15 protein-coding genes and 2 pseudogenes are annotated in these 21,042 nt (G+C 38.6%); 16 read left to right on the top strand and 1 reads right to left on the bottom strand.

Features of this window, described 5'->3' with window-relative positions:
- The first annotated feature begins 116 nt into the window (after window positions 1-116).
- The 15 genes and pseudogenes from H7T88_RS15145 (at window position 117) to H7T88_RS15210 (ending at window position 20,323) form a co-directional block, all read left to right on the top strand.
- On the top strand, window positions 117-3,422 hold the full coding sequence (locus H7T88_RS15145; protein WP_221789085.1) for a hypothetical protein: 3,306 nt from the start codon (window positions 117-119) through the stop codon (window positions 3,420-3,422).
- A 30-nt stretch (window positions 3,423-3,452) separates the two neighbouring features.
- On the top strand, window positions 3,453-8,192 hold the full coding sequence (locus H7T88_RS15150) for an RHS repeat-associated core domain-containing protein (RefSeq protein WP_221789086.1): 4,740 nt from the start codon (window positions 3,453-3,455) through the stop codon (window positions 8,190-8,192).
- A gap of 4 nt (window positions 8,193-8,196) precedes the next feature.
- On the top strand, window positions 8,197-8,631 hold the full coding sequence (locus tag H7T88_RS15155) for a hypothetical protein (RefSeq protein WP_221789088.1): 435 nt from the start codon (window positions 8,197-8,199) through the stop codon (window positions 8,629-8,631).
- 714 nt (window positions 8,632-9,345) lie between these two features.
- Entirely contained in the window at window positions 9,346-9,834 is a 489-nt protein-coding gene (locus tag H7T88_RS15160) for a hypothetical protein (RefSeq protein WP_221789090.1), read from the top strand.
- Window positions 9,835-9,871: 37 nt separating this feature from the next.
- Window positions 9,872-10,360: a HEAT repeat domain-containing protein gene (locus H7T88_RS15165; RefSeq protein ID WP_221789092.1), complete on the top strand. Its 489-nt coding sequence runs from the start codon at window positions 9,872-9,874 to the stop codon at window positions 10,358-10,360.
- A gap of 18 nt (window positions 10,361-10,378) precedes the next feature.
- Entirely contained in the window at window positions 10,379-10,756 is a 378-nt protein-coding gene (locus H7T88_RS15170; protein ID WP_221789094.1) for a DUF7674 family protein, read from the top strand.
- Between the two features lie 30 nt (window positions 10,757-10,786).
- Window positions 10,787-11,158, top strand: a complete 372-nt coding sequence (locus H7T88_RS15175; RefSeq protein WP_221789096.1) for a DUF7674 family protein — start codon at window positions 10,787-10,789, stop codon at window positions 11,156-11,158.
- 63 nt (window positions 11,159-11,221) lie between these two features.
- Window positions 11,222-11,842, top strand: coding sequence for a hypothetical protein (locus H7T88_RS15180; protein WP_221789098.1), 621 nt, complete (start codon window positions 11,222-11,224; stop codon window positions 11,840-11,842).
- A 148-nt stretch (window positions 11,843-11,990) separates the two neighbouring features.
- Window positions 11,991-12,248, top strand: a pseudogene (locus H7T88_RS28760) (WXG100 family type VII secretion target); the annotation flags it as partial.
- Window positions 12,249-12,785: 537 nt separating this feature from the next.
- Window positions 12,786-13,199, top strand: a pseudogene (locus H7T88_RS28765) (IQM protein middle domain-containing protein); the annotation flags it as partial.
- Between the two features lie 26 nt (window positions 13,200-13,225).
- On the top strand, window positions 13,226-13,606 hold the full coding sequence (locus H7T88_RS15190; protein ID WP_221789166.1) for a hypothetical protein: 381 nt from the start codon (window positions 13,226-13,228) through the stop codon (window positions 13,604-13,606).
- An 85-nt stretch (window positions 13,607-13,691) separates the two neighbouring features.
- Entirely contained in the window at window positions 13,692-14,147 is a 456-nt protein-coding gene (locus tag H7T88_RS15195) for a hypothetical protein (RefSeq protein WP_221789102.1), read from the top strand.
- Between the two features lie 581 nt (window positions 14,148-14,728).
- Window positions 14,729-16,804, top strand: a complete 2,076-nt coding sequence (locus H7T88_RS15200) for an AAA family ATPase (RefSeq protein WP_221789103.1) — start codon at window positions 14,729-14,731, stop codon at window positions 16,802-16,804.
- Window positions 16,789-18,744: a UvrD-helicase domain-containing protein gene (locus H7T88_RS15205; RefSeq protein WP_221789104.1), complete on the top strand. Its 1,956-nt coding sequence runs from the start codon at window positions 16,789-16,791 to the stop codon at window positions 18,742-18,744. The genes H7T88_RS15200 and H7T88_RS15205 overlap by 16 nt, the downstream gene beginning before the upstream one ends.
- Before the next feature lie 289 nt (window positions 18,745-19,033).
- A complete protein-coding gene (locus H7T88_RS15210) occupies window positions 19,034-20,323 on the top strand; it encodes a DUF6602 domain-containing protein (RefSeq protein WP_221789105.1) in 1,290 nt (429 codons plus the stop codon).
- A 70-nt stretch (window positions 20,324-20,393) separates the two neighbouring features.
- Here the strand turns inward: H7T88_RS15210 and H7T88_RS15215 are convergent, their stop codons facing one another.
- On the bottom strand, window positions 20,394-20,606 hold the full coding sequence (locus H7T88_RS15215) for a helix-turn-helix domain-containing protein (protein ID WP_221789106.1): 213 nt from the start codon (window positions 20,604-20,606) through the stop codon (window positions 20,394-20,396).
- A 113-nt stretch (window positions 20,607-20,719) separates the two neighbouring features.
- Between H7T88_RS15215 and H7T88_RS15220 the strand changes: the two genes are divergently transcribed.
- Window positions 20,720-20,989 (top strand): DUF6809 family protein, encoded by a 270-nt coding sequence (locus tag H7T88_RS15220; RefSeq protein ID WP_221789107.1) that lies wholly within the window; start codon window positions 20,720-20,722, stop codon window positions 20,987-20,989.
- Window positions 20,990-21,042 lie beyond the last annotated feature (53 nt).

Consider the following 21,042-nt stretch of genomic DNA (forward strand, 5'->3'; position numbering starts at 1 on the left):
AGGACTAAATAACTATTACCTAAATTAAGGAAAATGACGATACTTATAATTCGACCATCTTTATCTCTTTTAAGGGATGAACTGGAAGATGAATATAAAGGAGGAAAAGAAATTTCATGAATCTACGAAAAGGCTTTATTATTTTTCTAGTTTTCTGGCTTGCTATTGGAACCATGCTTCCAACTAGCGGTTATGCACTTTCAGATCCATCAGCTTCAATAGTAACGTCAGAAAGCACGGGTGATGATGTCAACCGTTCTGCGGAGGATGCAGTGCTAATAGGACAGACGGATGTAGAGGGTTGGGACCCCGAATTCTATGAAGAACCTGAGGATGTAAATGAAGGTGAAGAACATAAGAAGGAATCAGACCCGTTGACGGTGACGGATGATACATACGGAGAGCACATGTTCACTACCCAAGCAGTGGCTTTGGCGAACGAAACACTAGTCATGAATCCGGGAGAATCATATACATTCACCAATACCGGGACCGTTGCCAGGAGTTTAAGTATCAATGCATCAACCTCAAGAGGCAGTGCATACGATTATGCCAATTATAGACCGGACGGAAGTATTTCAGGTGATAATTTAGACTTTACCGGAAGTATAACGGTAAATTCAGGCTACACGATCGTCATTACATCAAGCGGGGAAAATCCTTTCACGGTTACGGTTCGACCGGAGTTTTCCTATGGTGTGTCCACAAACCCTGCGATGCACCGAGTTACTTTATCCAAAGGAGAAAGTTACCGCTTCTTCAATGAAGGATCACAGTCAAGAGTTTTAAGTGCGGGTACTTCCACAACCCAGGATAAGAAGATAGACTACGCTGTTTACAAAGAAGATGGTAGTCTTGTAAGTTCAAATTTCCAAACTACAGGCAAGCCTTCAGTTGCTGGAGGAAATGAAGTTATTATTACAGGTGCAGGTTCACAGCCTGTTAGTGTTGGTTTTCCCTATGAAGTATACACGGGTGACTGGAGTGACGAGCCGGCGTATACACGAGTAACTTTGAATCAAGGAGAGAGTTATCAGTTTACGAATATTAGTTCCAAATCGGATGCGCTTCAGAGTGATGGGACCTCTAAAGATAAACATGATTACGTTGTTTATCTTCCCGATGGTACAGAAAGTACGACCGGGACCAATTCAACCACAAAGCCGACTATCGCTGCGGGCAGAACAGCTGTGGTGACACTGGTAACCTCAACACCTGTGACATACGGTGTGCCTTACAGGACTTTCGATGTTCAGAAAGCTGGCGGTGATGCGATAACAAGAGTGACCGTATATCCTGGCGAATCTGTTATTTTCCGGAATAACGGATCATTAGCCAACCCAATTAAAAACAATGCGAGCAGCGCGAACGGAGCTGTGTTTGATTACACCTTGTATACCTCGGAAAATGTTGTGCATTCTGACGGCTTTAACAAAAATGTCAATCCGATGATTCGATCCCAAGGTTACGCCGTTGTATCCGTTGTAGGACAAGTTCCGATTGAATTTAGTTACACGGATGATTTTTCCTTTGAATACAGCCTGGAACCTTCCCATCACCGTGTAACGTTGAACCAGGGGGAGAGCGTGACATTCTGGAACTACGGTAAAAGTCAGGAATATCTCGATAGTGATGCTTCATCGAATAACAAATCTCGTTTATTTGATTATGTAACTTATTACTCCGATGGTACGGAGCGCAGCACCAAAAAATCAACCTCGACTGCCCCGGTGGTATTTTATGGGAACAAAGCCGTAATTACAGGTGTATCTTCACAACCTGTTACGATGGGTGCCATTTATACCATTTTTGATGTGGAGGATCGGCCTAACGAAGCCTTGAGTAAGATTACTGTTGAACCGGGACAATCCGTGAAATTTCATAACGGCGGTTCCCTTAGTAATCCAATCCGTAGTAATGCGAAGACGGTAGGTTCTCTATATGACATCGTTGTCTACAAATCAGACGGCAAAGCATATAGTGACAAATTCAATAACAATGGTAGTCTCGTTAACATTCCATCTGGTGGTGAAGCCATTGTTACCGTTGTAGGAAGCACACCTGTGTTATTTGAATATACAGACGATTTCTCCGTCGTGGATAGCCAGGAACCCGCCTATTTACGTGTAACGTTAAACAAAGGAGAGAGTTATGCCTATACAAATATAAGCTCCGATTCCAAGAGAATCAGGACGGATGCCTCTAGTAATCAACAGAAAGTCTTTGATTATATCATCTACAATTCAGATGGAACGGAATCATCCAAGAGAACAGCGGTTGCTTTTGATCCCCTTGTCGTGGGTAGCAAAAAAATTGTCGTTACGAATACTTCCGAGCAAGCGATAACGTATGGAGGGATTTATCGTATTTTCCGTGGACAAGACGACGAAGTCCCGTCACCTGAAACGGAAATTACAGTGAAGCAGGGACAGAGCGCAGTCTTCACGAATCCGGGTTCAACAACGGCTCTAATCAATCGGGTAGGAACAAACAGTTCCATTGTTGATTTTGTAGTTTACGAAGGAACCGATAAATTTTTGCATCTAACGGCAGGTTCGGACTTGGATGCTTGGGAAATACCTGCTGGCGGAACACTCGTGATGACTGCAATATCTTCTGAGCCAGTAACGATTCAATATAGCGTGCCTGTGACGGCTAGTCCCAGTCAGGAGCCTGCACTCCTTAAACGAAATTTGGAGCCGAACACGACGGCGGTGTTCTCTAACACATCTTCTTTCTCATCCGTGCTCTTTACATCTCAAGTAGAAGGATTAGTCTACGATTACGTTGTCCGGAATCAGAACCAAGTCGTTGTCAAAGAAGGGAAAGACGCAGTAGGACCACAACAAATACCTGGAAAGTCTGAAATTCAGGTGCATAATGTGTCAGACCAAACGTTGAAATTCGTAGCTCCATACCGCAATTTTACGGTAAAGCAAGTCGAAGTAGAGTTTCTGACTTTGTATGAGAACACAGAGACTGAACTTCCTAAGGAGCAAAAAGGTAATATCTACTACCGTTTCAGTCCATATAGCTCTGATAAATATCGAATTGCAATCAAAGAATCAGGAGATTTTTCCATCGAACCTCGAATCGAGTTGTATGAAGACAAGGAGCTTAGCATACCTCTGGTGTCTTCCGTAGATCAGGAGCAGGTGTACGGCGAGCAATATACCGTGCTTGAATGGGATCTGCAGGGTGGCAAAACGTACTATCTCAAACTGAGTGAAAAGAATGGCAAACCGATAAAAGGAGCCATCAAAGCGGCCTGGATGAACATTCGCAACGATAACAGCTACGAATACGGTTATGCGAATCAATTGCTTAAAGTTGTGCTGTATACAGGAGATCAGATTGTATTTGAGTATGACCGTAACGGTAATTTAACGAAAAGAACAAAGAAAATTTTCCCATTTAATTAATGATTGTTAATACTAGGTTGAGGTGATGAAGTGTTTAAGAAAATAACATTGATATGGTTATGTGCGATATTAGTTTTTAGTGGGCTTGGCTCTTTTGCGTATGAAGGGCAGGCTGCGGCGGCATCGTCGTCAGAAGGAAGAGATTCTCTTCCTTCAGCTACCTATATTACAATTCATAGTTTACAAGAGCAGTTTGGTATTCAAGAGGAATGGATCAGAGCGAAACTGGATCAAGGTTACTCCTTGTATCAGTTGTATAAGGCGTTACAGACAGATCGCTCAGGCGGTGCGGCTGCTGAGAACTGGCTTCAAACCCAGGAAATCAGCGAACCGATTACCATGGAGGGGTTACGCCCTTCCTCATCCACACCGTCTGATTCATCTCAGCTCAAACCCTTTTCAATCCTTGCAGTTGACGATGAAGTTCCAGGTACAGGAACAACCGTGGATCAAACAGGGCTTGATCATGTCGATCTTCGGGATGAAGCATCCCAGTATATGACGTCTTATGGAGCTGAGTCCATCTCAACTGCTACAGGGGAGATGACGATTCAAAGTGCCGATCTGTCACTTCCAGGTTTGATTCCCTTCGATCTGACACGTATTTATGATACAGCTAGAGCGAATGGACAGCTTGGTGTGAAGTATGACGAAGCGACTCAAACGTATTCTAATGCGGTAACACCGCGTAAAGAAACAGCGGCAGGCCTTGGACAGGGCTGGCGTTGGGATCTGCCTTTTATGGAACAACGTGGTGAGAACCAGTACATTTATATTCCAGGTGTGGGCTATTATCGTTTAAACGCAAATTTGGAACTAGAAGGTTACGTATGGAATGATATTTCAATTCAAAGAGATGCGACTGTAACGGTGGATGGGGTAGCCAGCAGTTATCGTTTGTCTGTCCGGAACGGGTACGAGTATTTGTTTACACAAACAGGAGAATTGCTGCAGATTACGGATGCCTACCGAAACACGGTGAATTTTAAATATACGAATTCCAATGGTAACCGTGTTATCTCTCGTATCGAAAATAGCGAAGGTCAAGCGCTGACATTTACGTATAGCGATCTGAAAATGACTGTTCAGCTTGCTGGAACGGATCGGAAAGTGACCTATACACAGCGTGAGGACGGAGATATTCGTATTCTGAGAGAGTTTACGGATGCGCTGGATCGAACAACGACCTATACGTATTATTATCCGGAATCCAAATTCAACTTTTTACCGGAGCTTCAACAAAATCAGAGTGCACATGGTGTGATGCATACGGCGCTGCTGTCGCGTATTACAAGCCCATCCTCAGCGATAACAGACTATGCCTACATACCGGCTTTGAAACAGGTTGGAACGTCTTCCGTACATTTTGTATACAAAGTAAGAGAGCGCAAAAGCCATTTTAGTTCAACCGATGCCGAAGGTGATCTGGACAAAGTTAATTTCGAATACTCTGGAGAGGATCTGGAGTCATACGGTCAGTCCGCTTCATGGACGACCAAAGTAAAATCAGGAAATACGGTGGATACATGGAAGTTCTCTAAATCATTCGGTGCAGCTGCACAGCCGGATTTAATCCGGGTGAACAAGCATGAATTAAGTGCAGATGGCGTCGTCTATAACACGGAGTACAAGTACGATAGCCAAAATAAACGGAATCTGCCGACAGAACAATCCGAATGGACTAGCGAAAGTGGGCGTACAGGAGATAAGCTGACCACTTCGGTGACCTATGATCCGAATGGAATGGTTACTTCCGAGAAGCAAAGTACGGGACAAGAATCCACTTATGCCTATGAAACCGGGAAGTCTCCGTACTTTTGGATCCAACCCATTCGTACAACGACTAAGATTAATGACAGGTTAGAAAGATACACGGAAACGACTTATAATGGACAAGGATCTGTATTACGAAGTGTAACCAAAAACGGATACGGAGGACAGATATTATCTGACTCCGAAATCAAACTCGACGCAAAAGGCAGAGTTGTCACAACAACGGATAAAGGTGGTTATCTGGCTAAAGACCGCGTGGTGACGCTGAGTTATGATGCGAATGCGGGACATTTAGTTCAATCGAAATCAACCACTGTCAATGATATTGCAGGGAAGGCAACTCCTTATGTCGATTCATATGAATATAATGGTGCTAGTGAACTGAAAAAAGTAACCGATGCTTCCGGTGAAGAAGAAACGTATCAGTATGACCAAGCCGGACGGGTTCTTCAAGTCACCCATGCGGATGGCACAAAATCAGTCACTGCCTATGATGATGTGAGAAATATAATTACCAACACCGCCCCGGACGGTATGGTTACCAAAGAGCGGTATAATCCGTTAGGTCTTCTGGCAGAAGAACAGACGGCAGAGGCTACCTATAAGTATGCCTACGATCGTGAAGGGAATGTCACCGCGGTTGAAGATGCTGAAGGAAATGTAACCCGATTCGTTGTAGATGCGTTGGGCCGAACGACCAAGACTCAATACCCGGATACGACCACAGCTAACACAGCGTATAACGCTGTAGATCGTACGGTAACGTATGAAGATGCTGCTGGCAACAAAACCCGGGAAAAAAGAGATGTATTGGGCCGCGTGACAGTGATGGAAGAATATCAGAACGGTGCATACGTTCCATTGCAGCAGAAGGAGTATGATCTGGATGGTAATGTGACGGCATCCATTGATGGTAACGGCGAACGGACAACGTATACGTATGATGCTATGGGTCAAATTGCAACGGCCACCACACCGAAGCAAGAGACAAGCCGTTATTTCTATAGCTATCAAGCTCAGACGACTCAGGTCGTATCAGCGAATGGTCAGACGGTAACCAAACAATATGATGAACTGGGCAGGCTGATTAAACAGACTCCACCTATTCAGGATGGCTCTGCAACCAGCTACTACTATGATAAACGAAGCAATCTGATCAAAAAGCAGGATCGACTTGGAAAAGTCACCGAATACACGTACAACAGTGACGACATGCTCACAAGCATGAAGGCGCCAGATACGAGCGTATCGTATACGTATGATGCTGTTGGGCGCAGAACCTCCATGACCGACGACCATGGCAAAACGACATACAGCTATCAGCAATCAGATGGAATATTGGACGGATTAACATTTCCAGATGGAACACAGTTGAGTTATGAAAATAATACACAGCAACGTCTGGGATACACGATGACCGATGTAAAGGGACAAGCCCTTCGTATTCACGGCGAGCTTGACGCGATGAATCGGGTCACTTCCATGGATATTACCTCGGGTACAGGAGGAGCTTCTGCTCTTGCTTCATCGGGAACAACACCGGTAGATCGTATGACGTTCAGTTACAAACCGAATAGCTTACTGGAAAAACTATCATTTGGTAAAGGACTCAGTACGAGCTACCAGTATAACGGATATGACCTGTCGGGGGTTACAGTCTCTCAAGGGGCTTCCGCGGTTCAACAGTTTAGCTATGAGTATGACGGTAACAAAAACATGACGACCCGTATCCAAAACGGAAAAACGGATCAATACACGTACGATGAATTGAGCCGGATTCAGACTGAAACGGGCACGCAAAAAGAAACGTACACCTATGACCAGAACGGTAACCGATACAGTACCGGAAGCGGAAAGATATACGGTCTGAAGGATGCACAGTATACGTATGACAGTCAGAATCGTATGGTTAAAGCGACTGGAGAAGGTAAAACCGTAAACTATAGCTATAACGGCGATGGATTGTTGTACGAACGTACCGAAGGCGAGCAAACGATACGTTATTACTATGACGAAGAAGCCAAACTGATGGCTGAGGCTGTAGTATCGTCTGGAAAAGCGGAGCTTGCTTACGTTTATATCTATGACTTGTATGGGCAGCTATGGGCCCGGCAGGATAAAAAGACGGGCAAACTGGAGTACTACCAGTTGAACGGACATGGTGACGTTGTTGGCCTTGTGGACGATGCAGGCGAAGTTCTAAACAGTTACACATACGATATCTGGGGCGGACCGTTAACCAAAGAAGAAACGGTTCCGAATGTACTTCGATACGCAGGAGAATACTGGGATGACACCGTAGGTCTGCAATACTTGAGAGCTCGCTGGTACGACCCAGGCATGGCCCGTTTCATCGGTGAAGATACGTATGAAGGTGAACTGAATGATCCACTGAGTTTGAATCTGTATTCGTATGTTCACAACAATCCGTTGAAATATGTGGATCCGAGTGGAGAATCAAAAAGACCAGCTAATAATGCTCTGCTAGGTTTGGAAAGTGGTAGTGGCAGTTCCCGTGGGGGACGAACAGTTCCAGGCGGAAGCATGGGTGGCGGTGGAGGTAGAGGAGGGAGCAGTCCTTCTTCTAAACCCAATACATCAAAACCGAAGAGTACTAAATCTATTACAGGAAAAAGATCTATAAATGGATTAACAAGAGATGAAGCCAGAAAATTTGCCCAGAAGTTAATTAAAAATGGGGAAATTAGAATAACCCACTTAAAATCAATGATTCCAAAAGGGGTGAAAAATACATTTGTAAAAACAGATACAATTAAAGTAGGAGCAAAATATGAATTTTCACTTGCTGACGGACAAAAAGTAATCATTAGATGGCATTCCCCTGATCCTGTTGCTAGGGCGAAATATCCTGCTTCTGCATCTGGTAGTCGTTGGACTGCACAAATTAAAATAGGTAATAAACAATTAAAGACAGATGGTACATGGACAAAAAATCAATCTTTGGATCAAGTTCATATTCCAATTAAAGGGAAGTGATTAAATGAACATTGAAGACGTTAAGAAATTACCTGACAGAGTATCTAAAGAAGTGTTGCTAAAATTTTTTAAGAAAGTTTTAAAGGATTTTAAAGATGAAATTATTGACAAACGAGAGTTTCTATTGATACTGATCGAATTAACAGATCGACAGGTCATGACTTATGAACTATTAGAAGAAGATACAAGAAATGATCTGGATACTGCATTAAGAAGGTTGTGGAGCACCGATTCCTATGAAGAAGTGGATACTATATTGTCTATCGTTGTTAATCTTGGTCTAGAGAAAACTTTTAATAAAATTAAAGAGTCAGTAACTAAAGAGCATAACATAGACTTGATAACTCTAAATGAGATAAAAGAGACAATTATTGAGGTAGGAGATCATATATCTAACCCCTACTATGACCTAGAAAAATTTAAGTCTTCAAATGAGTAAATTAAAGCTATAAAAATATTAGAGGATGTCGTACTCATAAGAAGGCTACGAAATCATAATAATATGGTGCTTCTATTAGGTTGTTAAGATTTCAACAGGTGAAATTATATTGTAGTACTATCATCCCCTTCTAATTATATGAGGAATAAGACATCTGTTAAGATGAATTAATCATATAAACGAAGGGGATCTTTTTATGAACAATATAGGACAGCTAAGCTGTCAGCACTCAATACTTCTTTGTATTGAAGCTGGAAATAGTCCACTAGCTTAACGAAAATCACATGAGTATAACTGAAGTAGTAATACATGTTGATATTGAAAAAAAAAATTTCTTTATCTAAAAGGGATGCCTAGAACCAAGTTTTCCAGTAAGGGAAAAGAGCCGACATAATTGCACGCGAGATTGGATACTTAAAAAAGTTGTATTCAAATCTACACAAAGAGTAACGAGTAAAGCTGTCAGGTTTCAGAGCATAAGTCCTACAAGAGTGTCTTAGCAATCAAACGATAGGGAGTTGCTCTATGATTCGAAAGAAACGCCGATTCTTTGGAGCGCAAGCTTCGTTGGTGAATCTCAATCGGCCTTGAGCACCAGTATCGGGCTAATACGCTACGAACCAAGTTACCTCTATTCGAGTTGGAGAACACCTTCTGTATCTTTCTACCATTTTTATAATCTTAATCATGAATAAGGAGAGGTGTGTTATTTTTTTGAAAAAAGCATTATTCATCGGCATCTTCTTGATCATTGCAACAATAGGTTGGATATGGTATTTAATGAATGACCTTACACCTATATCATCGACCACGCACATTGTTTCAGTTGAACTACAGGCTGATTCATCATGTAAGGTAACTGTTAGCGACCCATCAAAAGGGCACAACAGAACGAAGACAGAAACATTCGAAAGTCCATCATGCAGCAAGCTAAAAGGAGGGGATGAAATAAACTATAGGTATCTTAACGAGGGGAAATATCTATACATCGTTTCAATTAATAAAGAATTGACAAAAGACCCTTTGACAGGAGTGATCGCTAAAATGATTGAACATGATGGTTACTTTTATATTCACGTTATATCTCCTGCTTTTGGCAAAGAAACCTTTCCGATTGGTAAAAAGAATTGGGAAAAGTTAAATACCAGATCCAATATTACATTTTATTTAGACCATTGGAATCATAACATTGAACTACTATAAATGAATTCGATTCGTAATAGAATTTTTATAAGGGAGGTTGTATCCAATACACACTACCATCAAGGATTTATTAGATGCAGAGAGGTTCGAGGAAGCAATGACTCGGATTGCTGAGGTGGGAGAAAAAAGAGATCGATCTTCAGTAGAGTTTCTAATTGGGATTTTGACCGAAACCAAGAATGCTCTTGTCAGAAATCAAGTGGCAATCGCACTAAGAGACATTGGAGACAATAGAGCGGTTTATCCGCTAATTGAGGCTCTATCTAACGCTCAGTTGAGAAGGAGCAGGGGCACTCTGCTATACGCAATGGAAGAAATGCATTATGAGCCTTATATCGAGATCATTGTGGCATTGATTGGAGATGCGAGTTTGGAAGTAAGGCTGCAGTCCTTTCTATTATTTGAAAAGGTGGCGGAGAAATTAAGCGAGCAGCAGAAGCAGGTTTGCAAAAATATTATATTGCAGTGCAAAGCTGTAAGTGGAAATGATCTGCTAGATGAAGCGATAGCTTTGTTAAAGAAGTAACCCAGAGGAGAAAACAAGATGATACACAAAAGTGAAATATCTAGATTGTTTTTAGAAGTGTTCCCCGAGTTTGAAGCGGCCTATCAAGAACATATCTCTGAATACAATGAGGAGCTAGCCCATGTTTTTTTCGGCGATCATGTCACTAGTGAAGTAATTAATCAATTGAAGTTGGAAGCATTCAACAGTAAGGCTGTTAAATATTTTGCATTTTTCGAGGATATAGCGAAGGAAGCGGATCTCTATAGTAGACAAGTTCTAACCACAACCATTTTAACAAGAATTGGCGATGACATCACTATATTTAAAGAAGCTCAAAAATATATGGGTGAACGAACCAGACAATTATCGGATGAAGTAGAGTTATTTATTGGAAGGAATGATACTACCAGATGAGACAAAATGTATAAGTAAGGAGAAGGATGGATGGAGAAAGATATCTTCATAAGTCAATTTCTAAAACTGTTTCCGGAATTTAATGATCGATATATTGAGCATATGGAGTTTAATCAAGAGTTTCTAGGACATGTATTCTTCGGAGATGAAGTGTCTACTCATGTGGAAAGATTGCTTCAGGAACATAGTGACATTGAACAAATAGAGAAATTCTTTAGTTTTTTTGAATGGATGGCACTACACTCGGACCTTTATATCGTACAAATATTATCGACTACGATATTGTACAACCTTGGAGGAGATATTGATGTTTTATATAAAGCGGATCGATATATGGGGGTTCACACTAAAAAGCTTTCAGTAGAAATAGAAGATTTACATACAGGAAAGCATTTTTCATGAGAGTGAAGCGAAAGAAAAGTATGGAATTTTGCAGAATTTGGAGGTGAGTGTGTGTCGAGTTGGATGAAATGGATTTGGGGTGCTGCGGTTCTAGTTAATTTAGCCGTATTTATTTGGTTTCTAGTTGGTGCTACATCCAATTTTCAAAGATCACTCGATTTGATCGGTATGCCGATCATGCTTCTCTGCGGTATACCATCGCTCATTATTAACATGATTTCAATAGTCGTTTTAATAAGAAAATGGAATTCTTCGTTAAGTATAAGTACCATGATCTATGGGGTTATATTCATTTTGATATTAATGTTCTGTACTCCAGCTTTTATCAATGCATTAGAACATACGGTGAAACCAGAGAAAGTGGAAAGTGATCCTGTCAGCCTCACATCGGATGAGAAGTACGAGTACAATCTGGAGATAATCAACATGTCCCAGCGAAATAATCAGGTAAATTTAATTGTAAAAGAGGTCTCTAATCAAGCTGTTAAGAAAACGATCCCGCTAGATCTGGATGGGAAAGAGATCGCGGCTATCACGACGCACCCAGGATCAGATTGGCAGTGGACTGTTCTAGAACCTACAGAAGAACCTGAAATATACAAGCTAACCACTACCGAAAAATTAGGCATACATAAGATATATAGGATTGACGTTGTAGAAGGGCTATCAGAAGAAATGAAGTGAGTGCGGAATGATGTAGGACCTCAGTATGGAAACTCAACACTGTGAGGTGGGAATAATAAATTGAAATCAGGAAATTAGCCGGATGAAATTGCCATCAAACTTCTGCTAACATAAGTAAATCCTACATAAAAATAAGCGGTGAAAACGGATGAGTACAATCAAAGTAACACCTGAGCAGTTACATCACGTATCCAGTCAGGTGGATCAGGCGAGACAGCAATTGGAGCATATCCAAGATCATCTCTCCAGGCAGATTATGTTCCTTCAAGCCATGTGGATGGGTGTGACACAGGAGCGCTTTTATGATGATTTTGCAAGGTCGCGTCCTGTACTACAGAAAGCACTTGAGAGCATGGTGTATACTTCGAAAGAGTTAAAGGATATCGCGATCCGGTTTGAAAATGCGGATGCGGAGAAAGGGAGTCTGGGCGGTGTTATTGGTGCTGCGGGTGCGGTAGCAATGATGAAGAGTGCAGCAAGTGATGCGGGTTCGGAGGACAAAGGCTACCGGATGGCTCAAGTCAATATCTATGGTAGGCTGATGTGGATGCCAGTAAACGAGAATGGCGTTCCCGATCAGGCATCTCTAAAGGCTTATGAGAAAGATCAGGGGCATTTGGATATCAACCGGATGCAAGCAGGTCATGCGGAAGAGCCAGGGGAAGATATTCATGCATTGCAGATTAAAGCTTTTGAAAATCGAATCCATCCCTTCACGGGCGAACCTGTATCCGATAAGTATGCTCAGATGATGCTGACTTCCCTGAAGTTCAGCCAGATCTTTATGGCTTTTCAGATGGTTCGCGGAAGTATGCCTGGTCGCAAAGGGCCGTTTCGCTTGCCTGCTTCTGATCCGGCTGTGACGAAGATTAAAAAGAACTTGGAAGCGGCTGAAGCAAAAAAAACGAGTAATATTAAGGGGACGGGTGATGTTAGAACTGTCCAAATCATTGAAAATAGATATCCAAATGAGATTCAGCAAGGGAAGAGTTTTGACTATGTTTTGAAGAATGGCCAAGTTAAGATTCGAGATGGAATTAAAGAAGTTGACTTTGTCATAGATACAGATGGTAACTTAAATGTTGGAAGAGGACACTCTCATTTAGCAAATGGAGCTGACGTTCAAGCTGCTGGAAAACTAAAAGTCGATGCAAACGGAAATGTTAGAAGAATAACAAATGAATCAGGACACTATACTCCAACAACTGAGCAAGCTAAAAAATATGAGCAGATATTCAATAGTGCTGGAATAAAGACAGAAAACGCTTGGTTAGAGATATATCAACTAGAAGTAACGAGAAGTGGTTATGTTGATATAGGGAAATTAAAGAAAGTATATTCAGCTAAGCTGAAATAGTAGGAGGAGATATTTTGACTACTCAAATGAATGAGGAAATTTTTTCGACTAATTTATCTAAAGCAGTTGATAAGATAAAAAAGGCTAAAAACATTTCGAGCGATATTATTAAGTTTATCATAGAGCCTGTTGAGGAACAGGGGAAAATGTTAGATGGTGGCGATGAAATGATGAAACGTCTTGTGTTGTCTAAAGAGAATATTGGTGGTAAAAAACTATTGTTAGAAGATGTAGTTGGGGTTTTAGGAGGGCTTTTTCCGAAAGCTCCTATATGGATTAATGTATCTTTTATAGAAATTGAAGGAGATACCGCTATCTTCAAGCTGGAAACCAGTTTGCGTTTTAGAAAACCGACTTTATTAAGGAATGCTGAAACAGGTCATGCTCCTTTTAAAGCCATTGTATAGACGGAGACTCTTTGGAAAAAGAAGATGATTTGATTGGTCATATCCTGGACGAAATAGTGAACTCATACTTATAGGAGATACGAACATGATTAAATATAGGTGCACTATTGAATATAAAGAGGATTTCAACGAAGTCATCCTGGACTTAGGCATTAATTCATCTTTAAAGAACGGTTATCTAATTACTAATTCTTTGGGATCAGATATTTTTGGAGATTTCGCCACGATCCAGGAAGAGGCTGGAAACCTAATTGAATTACTGAAAGGAAAAATAAAGCTATACGAAGGTGGAGGGAACGTCAATTTAATAAGATCAGACAAGTTTTTTACAAATTTTGAAGATATCTTTGCTGAAGATGATGAACAGGACAGTAGATGTGAAATTGAGACGTTAGAATATGTAAAGTTTCTATTGTTATGGGCAAAAGAGAACTTTCAGTATAAAAGCCAGCGAGATGTTATTTTAAAAGAAGAAGCAGAATTAGCAATAGACTGGGTCAATAAAAAATATATCGAGATCTGTGAGATTGGGATTCAATAATCATAGAAGAGAGTTAACCTTGCTTATATTTTATAAGGAACGACTAATGTTGAGTTTGAAATTTTCTGATGTTCCCTATTGAAAATTCTAGTGAAGTAGGAAATGCTAATTTTATTAGGTATGGTGGAACGATTAAAAGGGCTATCAAACAAAAACTATTAGAGCAATTAAATTCATATTGAGTTTGGACACAAAGCTACTGAGGATAAGGTGAAAAGTTAGGTGTAGATGAAGTAGATTCTCATCATATTGATTGTTGGCTGACCTTGGATCAAGCTTATTGAACAGAATGCAGATTTGATTACATTAATTTAGGTAAAAGTCATCTTCGTCGCTATGTTAAGTCCAACTGTACTGCAAAAGTTTGAGTTGAAAATATACGGACCTAAATACTCAAAAGGCCATAGGGTACTAGAACTTTGTTCTGATGCCCAAATGATCACTTAACCATTCAATTCTTTAATTCATGTAGTGACAAATTTCATGCATTTATTCCAATATTTTCAGGAATCTATGGTACTATAGACATGTAGTAGAATTTTACTATAAAAATATTATTTTATGTCTATGGGGGAGATTTTGTGAAGCTAAAAACTGTTTCGATTCAAAATTACAGAAGATTTTTAAATACATCATTATCTTTGGCAGATGATGTGACTTTGTTAGCGGGTGCTAACAATAGTGGAAAAACATCTTTAATTGAACTTTTTGAAAATATTCTAAATACCAAAAAAACGGAATATTGTGTTTCAGATATTCCTGTGACTCTCTCAAAAGAATGGATTGATCGAGCTTATTCTATTTTTATTAATTATTTTGATAAAAATGAAGATAGAGATAAGACGATTCAAGGAATAGTAAATGATATTTTTTGTATAGATGCAGCTACAGGGAAAGAGAAACTCCTTATTTCACCAACAGTAGTTCAACTAAGAGTTGATTATGAGGCAAATGAAGAGATTGGGGATTTCGCAGACTATATTATGGATTTAGATCCTAGCCATTGTTCAATCTATTTTGAATATTCATTTGAGGTTACTTCCACTACTTTTAGTCAATCACTAGATAAAGACTATGAGAAATTAAAAAGTAGATACGTAAAGCTTTCTGGAGAAAAAGAACAAAATACTAAGATAGGTTTCTTTAAAGAAAAAATATTAGGTACATACGTTTCTAGTATTATTGAGAAGTGTTATTTTGCTGATAGGCAGTTTCAAAATAAAAATGAAATGGAACTCTCACATTTCCGAAAGTTGTTTAATTTATATAATATTTATGCAGGTAGGCCATTAGAAGACCAGAATGTAGGTCACTCAAAAAGTATTAGCAAAAATGTCCTTGATCTAGCACATCATGATGATGCATGGAAAGCATTTCTGGGAGCCTTGCCAGATAAGATACTTCAGCCAATTGAAGAACTAGGGATAACAGATATTGTAAGGAAGGTTTCGGTGGATGGACTTACCGAGACAATTTCATCCATTGCACAAGCTAATGGGGGGAATACGGGGAGCATTATGCTTGATTTAGAGATCTCGGAGGAAACGATTAGTTCTCTTATCAGCCAAATTACTCACGCTAAGTATGATCTTCAGGGGCACTATCTCAATGAAACATCACAAGGATTGGGATACAGTAATATGATATTTATTCTCTTGCAACTTGAAAGATATAAAAGGAATATTGACCCATTGTTGGTGAACATATTTATTATTGAAGAACCTGAGTCACACATGCATCCACAAATGCAAAATGTCTTTGGAAAATTTCTGAAAAAATACTACCAAGAAAAAAAGATACAAGGGTTAATAACTACGCATTCTAGTGAGATGGTTAGAGTAACTGAGATGAAGAATCTCAGAGTGGCAAGACCGACAACTCCGTTCATAAGCAATATATTTGATTTCTCATCTTTTAAAGAAAGTGTAAGTAAGGACCCTGTTCTTGATAATTTCTATGATTGGTTCTATGAAATAGGATTCTCTGATATAGTATTTGCCGATAGAGTCATTATTTATGAGGGTGACACAGAAAGAATGCTTATTAGAAAACTCTTTTCTTTGGATGATTTTGCAGTATTAAACCAACTATATATCGCATTTGTTCAGGTGGGAGGAGCGTATGCTCACAACTATAGAACTCTCATTGAGTTTATGGGAATAAAAACGCTTATACTGACGGATCTTGATTATAATAAAGCCTCAAAAACAGAAAGTCACATAAGAGCCTCGGGAACAACGAATGCCACGATTAATAATTTTTATGAAATAACACATCCAGAAACCAAGCCAACTGTAGCAGATTTATATGAGTGGAAAAAGAATGAGGGGAACATATTGTTTAAAGGCTGTGCATATCTAAATTATCAAGGGGAAAAGGACAGCTTTGCTCGTACCTTAGAAGAAGCAATGCTTGCTAAGCATTATAAATTAACAGCAGTTGAGCAAAAGAGTCGGGAGGATTGGATTAATTTAAGAAATGTTGACAAATTGAAGTTTACTATTCCTCAAGAAGAGGGACAATATACAATTAGAGACATTGTTGAGCATACTTCAAAAGGAAAAACAGATTTTATGTATTCAGTAATCCTAAATAATTTAACTAAAAATATGTTGCCAGATTATATTGAGGAGGGGCTGGCATGGCTGAAGAAATAGTAGATAAAAATATCTATTTAGTTAATGCTCCGGCCGGAAGTGGTAAGACAACGGCAATCAAATCAATGATTTTTAAGCATCTGGTTGAATACCCCAAAAATAATATTCTTTGTATAACATACACAAATAGGGCTGCAGAAGAATTAGGGAAGGATATGGATAATAAAAAAGTTTATTTTTCAACAATTCATTCTTTTTTACACAACTTTCTAAAGATTTATTTTTCACATGAACAAATACTAAATTTGTACTTTGAAACATATGGTTCTGAAATAATGAAGAGAATTTCCAATGAAAATGGGGATGAAAAGATAACCAGAAGTAATGAAAGGTATATTGAGAAAAACGGTGAGTTATCATTTAATTATATTAAGGAAAACCTTAAGTCTATCTATTACAATGAGTCTCAATTTAACTTTTTATATTATGGAGGCTTGTCCCATGATGATCTTATAACGTTTTCTAAATTGGTATTTGATAAGTTTCCTGTCATTAGAAGGAGATTGACAAAAAAGTATCAACTTATATTTATTGATGAGTATCAAGATTCGTCGGCAAATGTATTAAAATTATTTTATGAAGCAGTTCATGCAACCTCTACAGAGCTATATTTTCTGGGAGATAAAATGCAACAAATATATAGGAACTATGATGGCTCATTTGAGGATAAACTTTTAACCCTCAATCAATCAATTAAATTAACTACTAATTATAGATCAGTTCCTGCTGTTATTGATATTTTAAACAATTTGTATAATAACAATTCGTATAAGCAAGAACCTGCAGAGAAAAATTTAAATGTAACAGTTGATCACTTGCCTAGAATTTTGTTATGTGATGATGTTTCTGAGAAGCTTAAGTTAGAAAAACAAAATTATCCTAACGCATTATTGTTGTTCTTGCTTAATCAAAAACGATTTGACTCTATTGGAGCAGGAGATCTTTATAGAAAGTATAACAAAATGGAACGATATTCGCATATACAACAATATAGTGCTGTTGATGTGCTTATAAATGATTCACAGGATAACCCAGATAGTTTAGTTAAATTATTGTTCTTGGTTAACCAAATTGCTCAGGACTATGGTACTAAGAGCCTAGGCAATATCGTTCAGTTGTTCAAACGAAATTCTAAAATATTTAATGATACTGTATTTACTGTGAAAAAACATGAAGATAAACATAGATTGGATAATTTATTGCTTAAAGTTTCGGATGTATATAATAATTCTCAAATGGAATATAGTATAAAATCAGTGTTAAATACACTTTTGGAAACTGCACTGGTTAGACCGGAGTATATAGGCTCCATAATTGATGACGAAGAATACTCTTTAGTTTTGGAAGTTAATATAGCAGAGTTTCGTCTTCTAGCTGAGTACTTAAAAACACCAAATGTATCTACACAACATGGCGTAAAGGGAGAGAGCCATGACACAGTTTTTTTTATAGCGGAGGACAGTAACAGCAAGCCATTAGTCCATATGTATAAGTTCTTTAACATGTGGAGTAACATGGAGGTGTCACTTAATGAATTTGAGTCGTTCTATTATGAATATGTTGAGTGGATAAAGGATACAACTTCATACTTAGGGTTCAAGTTATCTGAAATTAATAGTGAGCTGCATAAAAAACATAGAGAGTATTTAACATCAAGAATAAATCAACTACTTAAACATTTTGAAAATAATAAGTACTTCAAAAATTTATGTGAGAGTGATCACAAAGCATATTTAGACAATTCACTTGTAAAGACAGCGAAAATGTGTTTTAAGGAAAGCCAAGTGTATGGGTCTTTAAGTGCTTATCGTTTATTTTATGTAGGTTGTTCTCGTGCACGAAGAAATTTGTCAATATTTATTGATAAATCTAAAATTGAAGGTTTTACTTCTCGATTGACTAAGAAATTTAATGAAATAGGGTTCGAAGTTACGGAATAATAAATCTAGGTATCCACTTCGAAAAAAAGAAAAGAGTATCTTTTTTACTGGATGCTCTCTTTTTTATACCTTAAAGAGCAAACAGCCCTGATTATTCTAAGTAGTCGTTTTTTGGAGGGAGACAAAAAATGTGCAGAGGTGTGACAACTAATTACTAAGCTTCATGGATATTACTTGTTATGGTGAGAGTGCTACAAAAAAGCTAATCGCAAATTTAGCCGAGCTAAAAAATATTATAATGAATAAGAATTTTACTCTCTCTTTATAGTATACTGGAGGCAAACTGAAGTTGAAAGGTGGATTTAAACTGATTACAACAGTAGCTGATCTATTGAATTCTCTTATGATCAAGGAGAAAGAGTTGTTAAAAAAATACAGCATAATTAAGCATGGCCCTACAATAGGGGATATGTATGAGGGACTTACAACAAATCTTCTTAATAAAGCTATATTCGAAGGATTAGATATAAGAGTTGTGTCAGGTAAGATACGTAATGAAGAAGAATCCTTTAGTAATGAAATAGATTGTATGATAGTAGAGGGAGAAGGCGAAGCCATTCCGTATACAGGAAAGTTTATATATAATCTCTCTCAAGTAATTGCAGTTTTAGAAGTGAAAAAAAACTTGTATCAGGAGGATCTAGTAGATGCCTACAATAAAATGAAGCAGATTTACTCAATTACTGAGCCAAGCAATGAATTATTAAATATGAAGGCGTTTAGAGATGCATTTAGACATACAGTACAGAAAGAACTTCCTGACTATGAAGAAGTGATCAAACTGCCTCTGCATGAACAAATGATTTATCATAGTTTGTTAATGGAGGAAATGATGCCGGTTAGAATAGTATTTGGTTATTATGGATATGCATCAGAATATGCCCTAAGACAAGCATTTAATAAATATTTAGAAAAAAACTCAGGTATTAGCGGGTTTAGTCCAACTATCTTTCCTGATCTTATTATATGTAATAACAGTGTCTTAGCAAAATTAGATGCTATGCCTTATATAAGTCCTTTGGATAGAGAAGGTAATTGGAACTTCTATGGTTCAACAACACATAATCCATTTTTAATACTTCTAGAATTCGTTTGGACAAAGCTAAGTTATAGATATAACCTTAGCAATGATATTTTTGGTGAAGATCTTAATTTCGAAGCTTTTCATCCTTTTCTGCGGGCTAAGGCTAAAATAATTAACAATAAAATAGGTTGGGAGACCAATTCTATCTATATCCCTAAAGATGGATTAAATCATGAACCGCTATTTTGGGAGTGGAAGCCCGCAGAACTTGACGAGGTAGAATGGTTTATAATAACTTGGTTATGCTCACATCAAGAGCTCAATACAGAAGAATTAGAATTTCAACAATGGTTGTCTAAAAAAGGTGTGAAACTAGAAGATGTTATTAAGAGTCTCTCAGAAAAGAGACTTACTACTTTTGAAAGAAATAAGTTTTATTTGTTGACTGACGAGTGTGCAGTTGTTACCGTTAACGGTAAGTGGTATGCTGCCGAAAATAAATCAGGTAGACTCACAAATTGGGTTAAAAAGATTATGCAAGCTAGATACGAATAATAGCTTAGTTTTATTTATTTAAATACCAATGTTTATAAAGTTATTTGGAAAGGCAAGAAGTGAGTCAGTTCTAAGGATAAGGTTTCCGTATGTCCGTCCGGTTTAAAAGATAGTCTGTGCTGGTCTGATGATAATCAGCCAGCTTTATTAATATAGCTGTGGGAATATCCAATTCACCACGTTCATAGTTGCTATAAACACGTTGACTACAGCCGAGATAGGCTGCAATTTGTGTCTGGGATAAGTCTTTGTCTTCACGCAAATTGCGTATACGAGCATACATGATCATCACCTCACTAATATCATATCTTAGCGCGCTATCCGCTATTGATTTTTAGCGGAAAATCCGCTAAAGTATAATTAGAATAGTTGGTAAAAAGACTAGGTGGGGATAATATGTCAAACCTGATCGAAGATTTGTTTCATGGAAACCTAAGATTGGACGAGTCGATTCATCCTGAACAGGCCGAGTATTACGAAATTAACCGCCAAATATCGGACATCATGCAAAACTACAAAACAAAGCTCCCAGATACAGACTACGATGCGTTGGAGCAATTGATCGACTTGATCGGACAGTCCACATCCATATATGTGGAAGCGGCGTTTGAGCAGGGTTTTCGTACAGGCGGCAGACTGATGATTGAGGTTCTAGCCAAACCGTGAGTATCTATCTGCCTTATGAGCCAACAGACAATACACAGCAATTCAAAAATCCC

Source organism: Paenibacillus cucumis (ex Kampfer et al. 2016), from assembly GCF_019748695.1.
GTDB classification, from domain to species: Bacteria; Bacillota; Bacilli; order Paenibacillales; family Paenibacillaceae; genus Paenibacillus; species Paenibacillus polysaccharolyticus.

Bases quoted from the DNA above. Each gene is read 5' to 3' on its own strand.
- H7T88_RS15145 (WP_221789085.1), top strand. From the start codon at position 117: ATGAATCTACGAAAAGGCTTTATTATTTTTCTAGTTTTCTGGCTTGCT.
- H7T88_RS15155 (WP_221789088.1), top strand. From the start codon at position 8,197: ATGAACATTGAAGACGTTAAGAAATTACCTGACAGAGTATCTAAAGAA.
- H7T88_RS15170 (WP_221789094.1), top strand. From the start codon at position 10,379: ATGATACACAAAAGTGAAATATCTAGATTGTTTTTAGAAGTGTTCCCC.
- H7T88_RS15175 (WP_221789096.1), top strand. From the start codon at position 10,787: ATGGAGAAAGATATCTTCATAAGTCAATTTCTAAAACTGTTTCCGGAA.
- H7T88_RS15180 (WP_221789098.1), top strand. From the start codon at position 11,222: ATGAAATGGATTTGGGGTGCTGCGGTTCTAGTTAATTTAGCCGTATTT.
- H7T88_RS15190 (WP_221789166.1), top strand. From the start codon at position 13,226: ATGAATGAGGAAATTTTTTCGACTAATTTATCTAAAGCAGTTGATAAG.
- H7T88_RS15195 (WP_221789102.1), top strand. From the start codon at position 13,692: ATGATTAAATATAGGTGCACTATTGAATATAAAGAGGATTTCAACGAA.
- H7T88_RS15205 (WP_221789104.1), top strand. From the start codon at position 16,789: ATGGCTGAAGAAATAGTAGATAAAAATATCTATTTAGTTAATGCTCCG.
- H7T88_RS15215 (WP_221789106.1), bottom strand. From the start codon at position 20,606: ATGTATGCTCGTATACGCAATTTGCGTGAAGACAAAGACTTATCCCAG.
- H7T88_RS15220 (WP_221789107.1), top strand. From the start codon at position 20,720: ATGTCAAACCTGATCGAAGATTTGTTTCATGGAAACCTAAGATTGGAC.